The sequence below is a fragment of the Cryptosporangium minutisporangium genome, from assembly GCF_039536245.1.
In the GTDB taxonomy this organism is placed as follows: Bacteria; Actinomycetota; Actinomycetes; order Mycobacteriales; family Cryptosporangiaceae; genus Cryptosporangium; species Cryptosporangium minutisporangium.
Genome location: NZ_BAAAYN010000030.1, coordinates 13,701 through 27,934, shown reverse-complemented (window position 1 = coordinate 27,934; position 14,234 = coordinate 13,701). Strand labels below are relative to the sequence as shown.

14 protein-coding genes are annotated in these 14,234 nt (G+C 72.0%); 5 read left to right on the top strand and 9 right to left on the bottom strand.

Translation table 11 applies throughout. From position 1 onward, the window contains the following. Position 1: 1 nt before the first annotated feature. On the bottom strand, positions 2 to 1,039 hold the full coding sequence (locus ABEB28_RS23300) for a uroporphyrinogen decarboxylase/cobalamine-independent methonine synthase family protein (protein WP_376980931.1): 1,038 nt from the start codon (positions 1,037 to 1,039) through the stop codon (positions 2 to 4). A 308-nt stretch (positions 1,040 to 1,347) separates the two neighbouring features. Continuing rightward, a complete protein-coding gene (locus tag ABEB28_RS23295) occupies positions 1,348 to 2,259 on the bottom strand; it encodes a S41 family peptidase (RefSeq protein ID WP_345730307.1) in 912 nt (303 codons plus the stop codon). Between the two features lie 87 nt (positions 2,260 to 2,346). Between ABEB28_RS23295 and ABEB28_RS23290 the strand changes: the two genes are divergently transcribed. Then, complete coding sequence (locus ABEB28_RS23290) at positions 2,347 to 2,892, top strand: ArsR/SmtB family transcription factor (RefSeq protein ID WP_345730306.1); 546 nt, start codon at positions 2,347 to 2,349, stop codon at positions 2,890 to 2,892. On the opposite strand, the gene mnmA is transcribed toward ABEB28_RS23290, so the two are convergent. The 7 genes from mnmA to ABEB28_RS23255 all read right to left on the bottom strand — a co-directional run bounded on the left by mnmA (position 2,874) and on the right by ABEB28_RS23255 (position 10,410). Beyond that, complete coding sequence (gene mnmA, locus ABEB28_RS23285) at positions 2,874 to 4,034, bottom strand: tRNA 2-thiouridine(34) synthase MnmA (protein WP_345730305.1); 1,161 nt, start codon at positions 4,032 to 4,034, stop codon at positions 2,874 to 2,876. The genes ABEB28_RS23290 and mnmA overlap by 19 nt on opposite strands. Positions 4,035 to 4,207: 173 nt before the next feature. After that, positions 4,208 to 4,933, bottom strand: a complete 726-nt coding sequence (locus tag ABEB28_RS23280; protein WP_345730304.1) for an ATP-dependent Clp protease proteolytic subunit — start codon at positions 4,931 to 4,933, stop codon at positions 4,208 to 4,210. 4 nt (positions 4,934 to 4,937) lie between these two features. Next, positions 4,938 to 5,633 carry a helix-turn-helix domain-containing protein gene (locus tag ABEB28_RS23275; RefSeq protein ID WP_345730303.1) on the bottom strand — a complete coding sequence of 232 codons (696 nt, stop codon included), beginning with the start codon at positions 5,631 to 5,633 and terminating at the stop codon, positions 4,938 to 4,940. 164 nt (positions 5,634 to 5,797) lie between these two features. Continuing rightward, on the bottom strand, positions 5,798 to 6,976 hold the full coding sequence (locus ABEB28_RS23270) for a cysteine desulfurase family protein (protein WP_345730302.1): 1,179 nt from the start codon (positions 6,974 to 6,976) through the stop codon (positions 5,798 to 5,800). A 13-nt stretch (positions 6,977 to 6,989) separates the two neighbouring features. Further along, complete coding sequence (locus ABEB28_RS23265; protein WP_345730301.1) at positions 6,990 to 8,453, bottom strand: MFS transporter; 1,464 nt, start codon at positions 8,451 to 8,453, stop codon at positions 6,990 to 6,992. A gap of 203 nt (positions 8,454 to 8,656) precedes the next feature. After that, entirely contained in the window at positions 8,657 to 9,616 is a 960-nt protein-coding gene (locus ABEB28_RS23260) for an electron transfer flavoprotein subunit alpha/FixB family protein (protein ID WP_345730300.1), read from the bottom strand. A gap of 14 nt (positions 9,617 to 9,630) precedes the next feature. After that, positions 9,631 to 10,410, bottom strand: a complete 780-nt coding sequence (locus ABEB28_RS23255) for an electron transfer flavoprotein subunit beta/FixA family protein (protein ID WP_345730299.1) — start codon at positions 10,408 to 10,410, stop codon at positions 9,631 to 9,633. A 291-nt stretch (positions 10,411 to 10,701) separates the two neighbouring features. Here ABEB28_RS23255 and ABEB28_RS23250 point away from each other — a divergent pair, with 291 nt between their 5' ends. From ABEB28_RS23250 to ABEB28_RS23235, 4 genes are all read left to right on the top strand, one after another. Continuing rightward, positions 10,702 to 11,457, top strand: a complete 756-nt coding sequence (locus ABEB28_RS23250) for a class I SAM-dependent methyltransferase (RefSeq protein WP_345730298.1) — start codon at positions 10,702 to 10,704, stop codon at positions 11,455 to 11,457. A 178-nt stretch (positions 11,458 to 11,635) separates the two neighbouring features. Beyond that, complete coding sequence (locus ABEB28_RS23245) at positions 11,636 to 13,126, top strand: DUF885 family protein (RefSeq protein ID WP_345730297.1); 1,491 nt, start codon at positions 11,636 to 11,638, stop codon at positions 13,124 to 13,126. Positions 13,127 to 13,232: 106 nt separating this feature from the next. After that, positions 13,233 to 13,778, top strand: a complete 546-nt coding sequence (locus ABEB28_RS23240; RefSeq protein ID WP_345730296.1) for a dihydrofolate reductase family protein — start codon at positions 13,233 to 13,235, stop codon at positions 13,776 to 13,778. A 25-nt stretch (positions 13,779 to 13,803) separates the two neighbouring features. Further along, the gene (locus tag ABEB28_RS23235) at positions 13,804 to 14,157 is read left to right on the top strand and encodes a YciI family protein (protein ID WP_345730418.1); all 354 of its coding nucleotides are present in this window, start codon (positions 13,804 to 13,806) and stop codon (positions 14,155 to 14,157) included. Positions 14,158 to 14,234 lie beyond the last annotated feature (77 nt).

Genomic DNA, 14,234 nt, shown 5'->3' with positions numbered 1-14,234 from the left:
CTCAGGCCTCCGGATCCTTGACGAGGCTGCGCCCGGCCGCCCGGACCTGCGCCAGCACTGCCCGTGCGCGGTCGTCGGTGGCACCCGCCAGCCCGCACGTGGGCGTGGTCACCACCTGGCTCGCCAGCGTCGCCGGGTCGAACCCCAACCGCTGCCAAAGCGTCCGCACGACAGTCACGCTAGCGGCCGGGTCCGACAATTCCCGTGCTCGCGCGCGCTGTGCGGTCCGCACGTCGGCCGCGTTACCGGCGATCGGGGCCCCGGACGGCGGGACGGCGGGTACCACCCCGGCGAACAGCCCGAGCCCGGCGTCCAGCTCCTCACCGATCGTGTCGATCGTCTTCGGGCTCCAGCGATCGATCGGACCGAGCAGCGTCAGATCGGCGGAGACCGCGACCGCGCCCGCGCGCCGGAACAGCGCCCACGGCACGTCGCGAGCGCAGCAGTGCAGCACGACCGGGGCGCCGACCTTCTCCACCAGCGTCGCCAGCGTGGCTTCGACCGTGCTCTCCTCGGGGCGGCGCACCGTCCCGTAGCCGCTGGGCGTCGTGATCCGGCCGGCCAGCACCGCGGGCAGCGACGGTTCGTCCAGCTGCAGCAGGAGCGACGCGCCCGGCACCCGGCGCCGCAGGTCGGCGAGGTGCGTGATCAACCCGTCGAGGAGGGAGGCGGAGAGGTCCCGCACCGCGCCCGGATCCGACAGCGCCTTCGCCCCGTTGTGGAGCTCGACCGACGCGGCCAGCGTCCAGACTCCGGCGGCCTGCACCTTGAGCGGACCGGTGTAACCGTCGGCGTGCTCGGTCAGCGCGTCGAGATCCCGTTCCAGCAGGTCGAGCGCCCGCCGCAGGTCACGGCCCGGGCGGTCGACCAGCCGCCAGCCGGACGGTTGGAGGTCGACCGGCAGATCGACGAGGAACGACGCGCCGCGGCCGATCAGGTCGGCTCCGGGGCCACGGTCGGGCAGCTCGGGCAGGTGCGGCAGGTCGGGCAGCTCGCCGAGCACGGTGCGAACGGCCTCGACGACGTCGGTACCCGGCATCGAGCCGACGCCGGTCGCTGCCCCGGCCGTCCACGCATGAGTCGATTCCACAGCGCAAACCTATGGCCCCGGCCGCGTCCGTGTCCCATCGCGTCCGCACCGGGCCCGCACCGGGTCCGCGCCGGGTCCGCGCCGCGTCCCGTTCGGTCACTTTTCGGGAAGGCCACCTCTGCCGACGCCTCGAGAGGTGCTCTTCCGGAAAACTCGCCGCGGGCTCGCCCGGCGCCTACCCCGCCCGGCGCCCGCACGGCCCGGCGCCCGCACGGCCCGGCGCCCGCACGGCCCGGCGCCCGCACAGCCCCGCGCGGTCAGGCGAGTAGCGCTCGTAGGTGCTCGCACGCGCGGTCGAGGGCCTCCTCGGCCGGCACATCGATGTCCGGCCGCACTCCGGTGCCCTCCCAGTTGCGGCCGGTGCGCGGGCTCACCGACCGCGCGGCCGGGATCGTCGCCCGCAGGTGCGGATGGATCTGGACGCGGTCGACCGGATGCGCCCCGCCCCGCGTCGTCTCGCCGATCAGCGTCGCCCGCCCGAGCTCTTGCAGGTCCCAGGCCAGCTCCTCACCGCCGGAGAACGTGGACGCGCTGGTCAGCACCGCGACCGGCCGCTCAGCTCCGAACCACGGGCCGGGCACGAAGGACGACGTCCAGTACTGCCGGGTCTCGTCGGTCCCCCGGTGGTAGATGTCGTTGAGGTGCACGGGCTCGGGCCCGAAGAGGTAGCTGCAGACGAACGCGACCATGTCCGGCGACCCGCCGAGGCACCGCCGCAGATCGACGACGAGACCGTCGGCGCCGTCGGCGAGCGTCATCGCCGCGCTCATCGCCGGTCCCGCGATCGCCGGTGGCCAGAGAAGCTCTACCTCGACGTAGGCCAGGTTGCCGTCGAGCCGCTCGACCTTGCTCACTCCGCCGGCGCCACGGGCCGCTTCCCGAGCGGCCTGGGCGTACTCGGCCGCGTCGTCGGTGGGCTTCTCCCCGGTCGTCAGTGGCAGGGCCTCGGCGGTGAACTGCAACCGCAGGTGCTTGTCGCCGTTGATCGATTGCAGATCCTCGGTGACGAGCTTCGCCAGAACTTCGGGTTCGGTGCCGTCGGCATAGCGGCCGGCTGCCCGCGCGGACCGCACCACCGCCGTGGCCCGCGCACCGACGTCCGGAAAGACGTACTGGCCGAGTAACTCGAGGGTCCGGTCGACGATCGCGTTGATCTCCGTGCTCCGCATGGGGCTCTGGCCTTCCGCCGTGAGTGCCTGCCCTCGGCAGTGAACACCGCGTTTGACAAAGCGTCAAGAACTATTGACTCTTGGGTCGTGGACGACAGTCTCGAGGTCTCGCAGGCCGCGCAGTACAAAGCGCTGGGGCACCCGCTGCGGCACCGCATCCTGTTCGCGCTGGGCACCGAACCCGCGACGATCAGCGGGCTGGCCCGGATGCTCGACCAGCGCAAAGGCAACATCGCCCACCACCTCGGTGTGCTCCACGACGCCGGCCTGGTGCGAATCGTCGAGTCTCGTCAGGTGCGCGGCGGCACCGAGCACTACTACCTACGCGCCGCCCGGCGACTCATGTTCACCGGCTCCGGAGCGGGAGCCCAGGGGCCGGTCATCGTCCGCGCGGTCGCCGACGAACTCGCGACGGCCGAGCCGGTGGGCGGCCGCATCCGCAACGTCCGGCTCACCGCGGAGCAGGCCGAGACCGTCGCCGCCGCACTCGAGAAGCTGGTCGACGACCTGCCGGACGCCGGGGACGACGCCGAGCGCTACGGCATCCTCGTCACGCTCTACAAACCGCGACCGGCCGACACCCCCGAGCAGGGCGCCTGCCGGTCGCAGGCGGATCAGGCGGTCACGTCGTAGACCGTGGTGCCACCGACCGTGGTCGCGGTGTAGTTCGCCGCAACCCACTCGCGGCTCGCGGTCTCGATCGTGGCGGAGCCGATCACGGTGTCGCCGATACCGTCCGCCGTCGGCTCGTAGAGCACCACGGCCTGGCCCGCCGCGACGCCGCGCGCCGGCGCGTGCAGCCGGACGGTCCAGCCCTCGTCGGCCGGCGTGACGGTCGCGGCGAACGTCTGCCCGTGGGCCCGCAACTGCGCGACGCACTCGAACGACGTCGAGCGCGCTCCGCTCGTCCAGACCGGCCGGGTCGCGATCACCTCGTCGACGTCGAGCGCCTCGGCCGGACCGACCCGCACCGTGTTCTCCACCGGAGAGATGTCGAGGACGTAGCGCGGCTTGCCGTCGGGTGCCGGGCGACCGAGCTTGAGGCCGCGGCGCTGGCCGACGGTGTACGCGTAGGCGCCGTCGTGGCTACCGAGCACCTCGCCGGTGGCAGCGTCGACGATGTCGCCGGGCGCCTCGCCGAGCGTGCGCTTCAAGAAGCCCGCGGTGTCGCCGTCGGGAATGAAGCAGATGTCGTGCGAGTCGGGCTTCTCCGCGACGCCGAGGCCCCGTCGCGCCGCCTCGGCACGAACCTCCGCCTTGGTGGAGTCGCCGAGCGGAAACATCGCGTGCGCCAGCTGGTCGGGTCGGAGCACCGCGAGCACGTACGACTGGTCCTTGCCCTCGTCGACCGAGCGACGAAGCTTCGGACCGTCCGGGGTCTGCTCCAGCCGGGCGTGGTGGCCGGTCACCACCGCGTCGAAGCCGAGCGCGAGCGCGCGGTCGAGCACCGCCTCGAACTTGATCTTCTCGTTGCAGCGCAGACACGGGTTCGGGGTGCGCCCGGCCGCGTACTCGGCGACGAAGTCGTCGACCACGTCGCGGCCGAACTCCTCGGCCATCGCCCAGACGTAGAACGGGATACCGATCACGTCGGCCGCACGAGCGGCGTCGCGGGAGTCCTCGACCGTGCAGCAGCCGCGCGCGCCGAGCCGGTGCTGCTGCGGAGAGGGCGAGAGGGCGAGGTGGACGCCGGTGACGTCGTGGCCGGCTTCCGCCGCGCGGGCCGCCGCCACCGCGGAGTCGACCCCGCCGGACATCGCCGCCAGCACCCGCATCGGACCGTGCCTCCTCATCACCGCGCTACGGCTACGAGCGTACTTGCCGCCGGACGCGACGGCCCGCGCGCCGCCGTTCGTTCGACGCCCGCGGGCGCCGAACCCGGAGTTACGCCAAATCCGCCGCCACGAGCGGCGTGGAGGCGGATTCGACGTAATTGAGCGGGCGGGCGTCAGTCGGGACGGACCGAACGCGGACGCACGTCGGTGATCAGGCCGTACTCGACCGCGTCCGGTGCGGTCAGGAAGCGGCCGCGCCGGAAGTCGTCGATCAGTTCGTCGAGCGGACGCCCGGTGAGCTCGGCGAGCCGCCGGTGGAACGAGTCGACGAGCGATTGGTTCGCGGCGGCCTCCCCGGCGATCTCACCCGCCGTACCGGTGATGCGCGGCAGTGACGGATCGGACAGCCGGAACCGCGCGTGCGGGTGGGCGTACCGCTCGGCGACGGCGGTGAGCAACGCCAGACTCCCGCCGCCGAGTTCGCCGACGACCAGCGCGTTCACCGGCACCACCAGCGCGTCCAGCGTGTCGACGAGCGTCCAGACCGCGGTGAGGTCGGCGTTGACGCTGTTCAGGCGGAGCGTCACCGGCTTGTGCGTCCGGGAGTCCAGCAGCAGGAGCCGGGCGGCGATCCGGCTGGCGACGTCGTCGTCGATCGGCCCGTTGACCTGGACGATCCGCTGGTCGAGCAGCCGGTCCTCCCAGAGTTCCCGGACGTCCTCGACCGGCGGGTGCGGCGGCGGTGTGGGTGGCCAGTACGGCTGCGGGCGCGGCTCTACCGGTTGCTGCGGTTGCGCGGGTTGCCAGCCGGGCGGACGCCACTCGGGCTGCGGCGGCCCGGGCTGACCGGGCCACGGGCGCGAGGGCCGCTCCGGAGGAAACCAGGTCGCGGAGTTCATCGGATCACCACCGTCGATCGGACGGACGTGCGGCCGGGCTGGCCGCCGTCGGGGGCAACTGCGCAGGCGCCGGACGCCCGGCCGCGGGCGAGTTCGGGCCGGGCGTCTCGCCCGCACCCGGACCACCGCCCTCCGGCCCGTCCCCCGCACCCGGCGGACGCGCCGGCGACACCTGGGCCGCCGGCGGGGAACCGGCTCCTCCGGTGCGGTCGGCCGGGCTCGCCGGACCTCCCGGACCCGCCACACCGGACTGGCCCGACAGACCTCCGGGGCCCGGGAGACCGGCCGCCGTGGGCGGGAGGTGGGTGGCGGCTGCGGGGGCGAAACCGGGTGCGACACCCGGGTAGGGCTGCACGGACGGGCCGGGGGCCGCGAACGGGTCGCCGCCGCCCACCGGCCGGAGTTCGATCGGCCGCCCGGGCTGAGCGGGGCCGCCGGTGCGGGCCGGGTCGAAGCGGAGCGAGACGTCGAGCCGCCCACCGAGCGCCTGGGCGTAGCGATCGAGCGTGGACATCCGGGGGTCGACCTCGCCCGCTTCGAGACGGGCGATCGTCGACTGCGACGTGCCCATCCGCGCGGCGAGCTCGGTCTGCGAGAGTCCGGCGGCGCGCCGGTGGTCGGCGAGCACGCCGATCGTCTCTCGCCGCCGCCGCAGCGCCGCCTCTCGGAACCCCGGCAGGCGGGGTAGCTCCTCGTCCATATCAAGAACGGTATCTCGTATATGAGATAGACGCACTCCGCCAAGAGCGAACGAGCCGGGAAGGAGGGATGCGACCACAAAGTGTGGTCTCGAGCCGGCGGCACACCCTTCTTAGGTGCGCGCCGCGAAAAATCAGCCGCGGCGCACGAGCGGACCCGCGGCGACTACGCCTTTCGGACCTGGCCCGCGCGACGGGCGCGCTCGACCACGCCGCCGATCGCCGCGACCAGCGCGTCGATGTCGGTCACCGTCGACGTGTGCCCGAGCGAGAAGCGCAGCGACCCGCGGGCCCGCTCGATCCCCGAGCCCATCGCCACGAGCACGTGACTCGGCTGCGCTACGCCCGCCGAGCACGCCGAGCCGGTCGAGCACTCGATCCCCCGGGCGTCCAGCAGCATCAGCAGCGCGTCACCCTCGCAGCCGGGGAACGAGAAGTGTGCGTTCCCCGGCAGCCGGGAATCGCCAGCCCCCGGACCGTTCAACACCGCGTCCGGCACCTCGGCCAGCAGACGCGACACCAGCTCGTCGCGGAGCTCCCCGACCGAGACCGCGAACGACTCCTGCGCCTTCACCGCACTCTCCACCGCGACCGAGAACGCGACGATCGCCGGGGTGTCGAGCGTCCCCGACCGCACGTCCCGCTCCTGACCACCGCCGTGGAGCAGCGGCACGCACGGCACGTCCCGTCCGAGCAGCAGCGCACCGACGCCGAGCGGACCACCGACCTTGTGGCCGGTCAGCGTCAACGCGTCGACGCCGGACGCGCCGAAGTCCACCGGCACCTGCCCGACCGCCTGCACGGCGTCGGTGTGGAACGGCACCCCGGCCGCCCGCGCGATCGCGGCCAGCTCGGCCACCGGCTGCACGGTGCCGACCTCGTTGTTCGCCCACATCACGGTCACCAGCGCGACGGTGTCGCCGTGCCGGTCGAGCGCCTCGCGGAGGACGTCCGGCGCGACCCGTCCGTCGGCGTCCACCGTGAGCAGCTCAACGGTGGCGGACTCCCGATCGCGCAGCCACTCGACCGCGTCCAGCACCGCGTGGTGCTCGACCGCCGACGCCAGCACGACCGTCCGCCGTGGATCTGCGTCCCGACGCGCCCAGAAGATGCCCTTGACGGCCAGGTTGTCGCTCTCGGTGCCACCGCCGGTGAAGAGCACTTCCGAGGGGCGGGCCCCCAGCGCGGCCGCGAGCCGCTCCCGGGCCTCCTCGACCGCTCGCCGCGCCCGTCGCCCCGCCGCATGCAGTGAGGACGGGTTACCGACAACACCCAGTGCACCGGTGAGCGCGGCGACCGCCTCCGGCAGCATCGGCGTTGTCGCCGCGTGATCGAGGTACACCATGACGGCGTTCAGCCTATCCGGCGCCGGTGCTCGCCCGGCGGCGAAGGTTGGGTGCCGCTGACCGCCGCAGGCGCGGTGCGACGAGGATGCCCACCACCGCCACCCCGACCATGACGAGATCGATCACCCCGAAGGCGGTCGACAGCCCGAACGTGCCCGCGGTCGCCGCCGCCACCAGGACGCCTCCGAAGCCGATCGTCAGCGAGCTGAGCAGCGCGTCGGAGATCTGCAGGCTGGCACTGTTCCGGCCACGATCGGCGTCGGTGGAGAACTCCAGCAGCAGCACGGCGAGGGACGGCATCACCAGCCCCATCCCGAGACCGCCGAAGATCCAGGCCGGGAACGCCACCCACGCCGAGCCCGGCACCCACGCGATGACCGCCATCGACGCGCACGCGATCCCGACCGCGGCCATCCCGGTGCTGACCACCACCGACCGCGGCAGCTTCGGGTACCGGCCCTGCAGCCAGGACGCGCTCGACCAGCCGAGCGCGCCGAACGTCAGCGGCAGCCCCGCGCCGACCGCGCTCCAGCCGTGCACCGAGCTGAGCGTCAGCGGGACCAGCGTGTCCACCGCGAAGAACGAACCGGCCGCCAGCCCGCGCATCAGGACGACGGTCGGCAGGCCCGAGCGCGCGGCCGCGGTACCCACCGGCAGCAGCACCCGGACGGACACCACGACCGCCACCACACCGAGCACCGCAAGCGGCACCGCCACGGCGTCCAGCCGCTCGCCGGCGAGCTGGAGCAGGACGACACCGACGCCGGCCAGCAGTGCGAACGGCCAGCGCGCCGCCGTGCCACCGCGGTACGTGCCGGACACCGCTGGTGGCCCGGCATCACCCCGGTCGCGCGAGCCCGACCGCCGCAGACCCGGGACGATCAGCACCGCGCCGACCGCCACCAGCGGCAGCAGCCCGAGGAACACCAGGCGCCAGTGCGCGTGCTCGGCGAGCGTCCCCGCGACGACCGGGCCGATCAGCCCCGGCATGACCCAGCCGATCGCGGTCAGACCGAAGACTCGAGGGTGCAGCTCGGCCGGGTACCCGGCGCCGATCATGACGTACATGACGACGATCAGGACGCCGCCGCCGAAGCCCTGCACCAGGCGTCCGGCCACCAGCTGGGCCATCGTCGTGGCGGTACCCGCGATCAGCAGGCCGGCCGCGAACGTCGCCAGTCCGGCGAGCATCGGTTTCGCCGGGCCGAGCCGGTCGGACACCTCACCGGCCAGAACCATGCCGAGCAGGTTCGCGACCATGAACGCGGAGAACGGCCAGGCGTAGTACGCCATGCCGTCCAGCGACTCGACGACGATCGGCATCGCCGTCACCACCGACATCGCCTCGAAGGCCACGATCGTGACGATCAGCAGCAGGCCGATGCTCGTCGCCCGGTAACCCTTGCCGAACACGCTGGGCCGGGTCTCTTGGGGTGCGGCCGGCTCCGTTCGGGCGTCAGAGATCGAGTCGGTCACCCCTTGCACGTTACGACGTCGATCCGACGGATTTTCCGTACTGTTCCCACGATCACCCGCCGAAACGTCGCCGTGCCGGACGTCCACCTCGAATACGTCGCTCACGCCTACCGACGCTAGGAGCTCAACCGCAGTTGAGGTCAAGCGACTCGCACACNGCCGGGCACCCTGAGGGGTGCCCCCCCGTCGGGAAGCAGAAGGGCTCAGCCCTTGCGCTTGCGGACCTCCTCGGCGGCCTGCGGGGCCACCGAGAACAGGTCACCGACCACGCCGTAGTCGGCGAGCTCGAAGATCGGCGCCTCGGGGTCCTTGTTGACCGCGACGATCGTCTTCGAGGTCTGCATGCCGGCCCGGTGCTGGATCGCACCGGAGATGCCCAGCGCGACGTACAGCTGCGGCGAGACGGTCTTACCGGTCTGCCCGACCTGGAACTGGTGCGGGTAGAAGCCGGAGTCGACCGCGGCCCGGGACGCGCCGACGGCCGCGCCGAGCGAGTCGGCGAGCTCCTCGACGACCTTGAAGTTGTCGGCGCTACCGACACCACGACCGCCGGAGACGACGATCTGCGCGTCGGTGAGCTCCGGACGCGAGCCGCTGGACTCCACGACCCGGTCCAGGATCTTCGCCTTGGTCGCCGACTCGTCCAGCGCAACCGACACCGACACGACCTCGCCGGCCGCCGGAGCCGGAGCGGCGTCGACCGCGCCACCCCGCAGGACGTAGATCGGGGTACCGGTGGTGACCTGGCTCTTCACCATCACCTGGCCGGCGAAGACGGACTGCGTCGCGACACCGTCCGCACCGAGCGACACGACGTCGTACAGCAGACCGGACTCCAGCTTGACCGCCAGCCGACCGGCGATCTCCTTGCCCTCGGCGGTCGCGGCGATCAGGATCGCGGCCGCGGACGATTCCGTGGCGAGCTGCGCCAGGATCTGGGCCTTCGGCGCCACGAGGTAGGAGAGGACGTCGTCCGACTCGGCCGCGTAGATCTTGGCCGCGCCGAACTCCTTCAGCGTGTCCGCGTAGCCCGCCGCGGTGCCCGGCGTACCGACCACGACCGCGGACGGCTCACCCAGCTCCCGAGCGGCGGTGAGCAGCTCGGTCGTGATCTTCTTGACGGCGCCGTCGACGTGCTCGACGAGAACCAGCACTTCAGCCATGGGTGTGATCCTCCTCAGACGATCTTCTCGGCGGCCAGGTATGCGACCAGCTTCGAGCCGCCGTCACCCTCGTCCGTGATCTTCTCGCCGGCCTGACGCGGGGGGCGGGGGGCGGCGTCCACGACCTTCGAGGTGGCAGCGCCCAGACCCACCTCCGAGGCGTCCACACCGAGGTCGGCCAGCGACTTGGTGTCCACCGGCTTCTTCTTCGCCGCCATGATGCCCTTGAAGGACGGGTAGCGCGGCTCGTTGATCGTGTCCCAGACGCTCACGATCGCCGGGGTCTGCGCCTCGACGACCTGGTAGCCGTCCTCCAGCTGCCGCTCGATCGTGAGCTTGCTGCCGTCGACGGTGAGCTTGCGGGCGCCGGTGAGACCGGCGACACCCAGACGCTCGGAGAGCATCGAGGCCATGGCGGCGGCGCGACCGTCGGTCGACTCAGCGCCGGCGATGACCAGGTCCCACTCGAGACCTTCCAGCGCCTTGGCGAGAACCTTCGAGGTGGCCAGGGCGTCGGAGCCGTGCAGCGCGGCGTCGTTCACGTGCACCGCACCGTCGGGGCCCATCGAGAGCGCCTTGCGGATCGACTCGGTGGCCTTGTCCGGACCCATCGTGAGCACGGTGACCGTGCCGCCGACGGCTTCCTTGACCTTGAGGGCTTCCTCGATCGCGTACTCGTCCATCTCGTTGATCACGAGGCTGGCCGAGTCGCGCTCCACGGTCTTGTCGTCTGCGCGCAGTGACCGTTCGGTACCGGAGTCCGGAACCTGCTTGACCAGTACGACGATGTTCATGGGTCTGTTCAGACCTCCTGCTCAGATCGTCCACGGACTCGTGCCCCCGCGGTCGGTAGCCGGGGCAGCACCGGGTCCGCGCGCACGCTGGGTAATACAGTCACAAGTGATGTTACCCGCCGGTAGCATCGCGAGGCACCCGGAGTTAACGACGGACCTTGTTAGCCATATCACCACGTCCCGTGACGTCAGTCAGCATGTCTCCCGTCACTCTTCCCGGCACGGCGGGCACATGATCGGGTCTCCAGGTCCGTGGAACCTCGGATGCGCCCTGCCACTACAGTCCGCCCAGTGGAGTTGAGTCTCACTGGCGAGCGGACGCTGCCCGGCATCGCAGCGGAGAATTACTGGTTCCGGCGGCACGAAGTCGCGTACCTCGCCACCCGCCCGTGGGTGCGTGGCGCCACCGTGCTCGAAGCCGGCGCGGGTGAGGGTTACGGCGCGGACATCCTCGCGCGCGTCGCCCGCCGGGTGATCGCGGTGGACTACGACGCCACCGCCTGCGAGCACGCCGCGAAGGCCTACCCGGCGCTCACCGTGGCCCGAGCGAACCTGGGCGAGCTGCCGTTCGCCGCGAACAGCGTCGACGTCGTGGTGAATTTGCAGGTCATCGAGCACCTGCGGGACCAACCGCGGTTCCTCGCCGAGTGCGCCCGGGTGCTGCGTCCGGCCGGCACGCTGGTCTTGAGCACCCCGAACCGGCTGACGTTCTCCCCCGGGCTGGACGCACCGGTCAACCCGTTCCACACCCGCGAGCTGTCCGCCGCCGAGCTCACCGAGCTGCTCGAGCCGCACTTCCGCGTCGACCGGATGTACGGCGTCCACCACCGCGGACGCCTACGCCGCCTGGACCGCCGGTACGCAGACGTCGTCCCGCCCGTGCCCGCCCCGAGCGGCATCGTCGCCGCGCAGTTCGCGTCGCCTCCCGCCACCTGGCACCCGGCGCTGCGGTCCGCGGTCGCCGCGGTGAGCCATCGCCACTTCACGCTCACCGAGCAGAACATCGACGCCTCTCTCGACCTGTTCGTCGTCGCGCACCGCAAGTGACCCCACCCGTCGGCACGTTCTGCCTGGTTCTCCACACCGACCTGCCGTAGCTACCGCACGCGGGTGCGTGGCCGCTTTCCCGAAGCCTCGCCACGCCGCCCGCGCCACCAGAGGTGGCTTGCCCGGAGATCCGCCACCGGGTGGCGGGCGGGGAAGGCGGAGCGCCTACCGTGCCGGTGTGGACGCTCGACTACGCGCGCTGGCGGATCTGGACGTGGCCGGGACCCGAGAGGGATGCGGCCGACACGAGTACGACGGGGTGGTGCAGGACCTCTCACCGGACGGCGTCCAAAGCGGACTGAACAGACTCGGCGGCTCCGCCTACGACGACCCGCACGACGAGGCGCACGTCGTCGCGTTCGAACAGCGGGCCCGGGTGACGTTCGGCGAACTCGCCCTCCATCGCCGCAATCCGCTGCTCCACGTCAACAACCTCGACCTGGCCTGCTACGACCGCGAGTACGCACCGGCGGCCGACCGGGCCGAAGCGAAGGCACGCCACCTGGCGGCGTGGCCGGACGGGGTGGACGCCGCGATCGGCGCGCTGGACGCGGTGCCCGCCCCCGTTGCCGAGGCGTGCCTCGGCGGCGCGGTCGGGCTCGCCGCCGGGCTCCATCCGGACCGGGACGCCGTACCGCTCGCCGCCCACGCACGGCTCGTCGAGCACCTGCGCACGCTCGCGGCGACCAGCGAGGCCCCGGTCGAGCTGGGCGCCGACGCGCTGACCGCACTGCTCTCCAGCGCCGAAGCCGTCCCGGTCGACCTCGGCGCACTCGCCGACACGGGCGAGGCCGAGCTGACGCGCCTACGGGAGCTGCTCGACGACGCGTGTGCTCGGATCGCACCCGGGCAGCCGACGCCGGTCACGGTGGCGCAGCTGGTGGCCGACCATCCCGACCTCGACGGCGTCCTCGCCGAGGCGCAGGCGGTCACCGACGAGGTCATCGCCTGGAGCAACACCAGCGGGCTGATGCCGCCGACCGACGGCGTGTGCCTGGTCGGCCCGGCGCCCGAGTCGCGGCAGTGGGCGATGGCGATGATGGACTGGGCCGCGCCCTACGAGCTCGACGCGCCGTCGTGGTACCACGTGACGCCGCCGGACCGGAACTGGCCGCCGGAGGAGCAGGCCGAGTGGCTGTCGGTGTTCAACCGAGCGAGCCTGCCCGCGATCACCGTCCACGAGGTCGCGCCCGGCCACTTCACCCACGGTCGCGCCCTGCGGCGGCTCGACTCCGACGTCCGCCGGCTACTGCTCTCCGACGCGTTCGCCGAGGGGTGGGCGCACTACGTCGAGGAACTCGCTCTGGAGGAGGGCTTCCGCGCCGGCGACCCGCGGTTCGCGGCAGGCGTCGCGTTGGAGGCCCTGGTCCGGGTGGTGCGGCTGCTGTGCGCGATCGGACTGCACACCGGCGCGATGACCGTGCCGGAAGCCACCCAGCGCTTCACCGACCAGGCGTTCCTCGCCGGTCCGGCCGCGCTGTCGGAAGCGCGCCGGGGGACGTTCGACCCGACCTACGGCCGCTACACCTGGGGCAAGCTCGCGATCCGCGATCTGCGGGAACGGGCGAGCGCCTCACCCGGCTTCACGCTGCGCGGCTTCCACGACGCGCTGCTGGCCCTCGGCTCACCACCGCTCGGCCTTCTGGACACCGCGTTCCGACCCTCCTGACCAGGAAAAACAAAACTCTCAAAATCTTTTCGTGGACGCGTCGATCCTCGGCGAGGTTGTTCGGCGTACCGAGTGACAGCACGAAACAGCGACCGAGGAGCTTCCCATGGGTTACATCAAGTCCGGCCTCTTCATCTCCCTCGACGGTGTCGTCGAGGCGCCGGAGACCTGGCACTTCCCCTACTTCGACGACGAGATGGGCGCGGCCGTCGGCGCGCTGATGGACGTCGACGCCACGCTCCTGGGCCGCGTGACCTACGACGGGTTCGCCGACTACTGGCCGAAGGCTGACCCCACCGACCCGATGACCGCGGCGATGAACAGCGCGCGGAAGTACGTCGTCTCCAACACGCTGACCGAGGCGACGTGGGAGAACTCGTCGGTGATCAGCGGAGACAGCGACGAGGTGACCGCGGAGCTGACGAAGCTCAAGGCCGACGCCCGGATCGGCACCACGGGCAGCGTCGCGCTGGTGCGTTGGATGCTGGAGCGAGGGCTGATCGACGAGCTCCACCTGCTCGTGCACCCGCTCGTCGTCGGGCACGGGAAGAAGCTCTTCGAGCAGGGCACGACCCTCCCGTTGACGCTGCTCTCGTCGACTACGTTCGGCACCGGCGTGGTGCACCTCATCTATACCAACGAGACGAACTGAGAGTGGGGACACCGCCGTGCGCTACATGGTGATGCACTACCAGACCCAGGCGATGGAGGACGGGGTCCCGCCGACGCCCGAGGAGCAGGCCGCGATCGGCGAGTACATGCAGGAGGCGGCGATGTCCGGCGTGCTGCTCTCCGGCGAAGGTGTCGCGTCCAGCCGGCTCGGCGCTCGGGTCGAGGTGAACGAGGGCGCGGTCCGTGTCATCGACGGTCCGTTCGCCGAGGCCAAAGAGCTGATCGCCGGCTTCGCGATCCTCGAGGTGGACTCGCTGGCGGAGGCCGTGGAGCACGCCCGCAAGTTCGCGCTGCTCGTCGGCGCCGAGCGGGTGGACGTCCGGAAGGTCGTCGAGTTCGAGGACCTCCAGCAGTCGTGAACACCGGCTCGACCCCCACAGCGCCGGACGGCCCGTCCGGGGCGTCGACGCCGCCCGACGACCGGATCGTGGCCCCG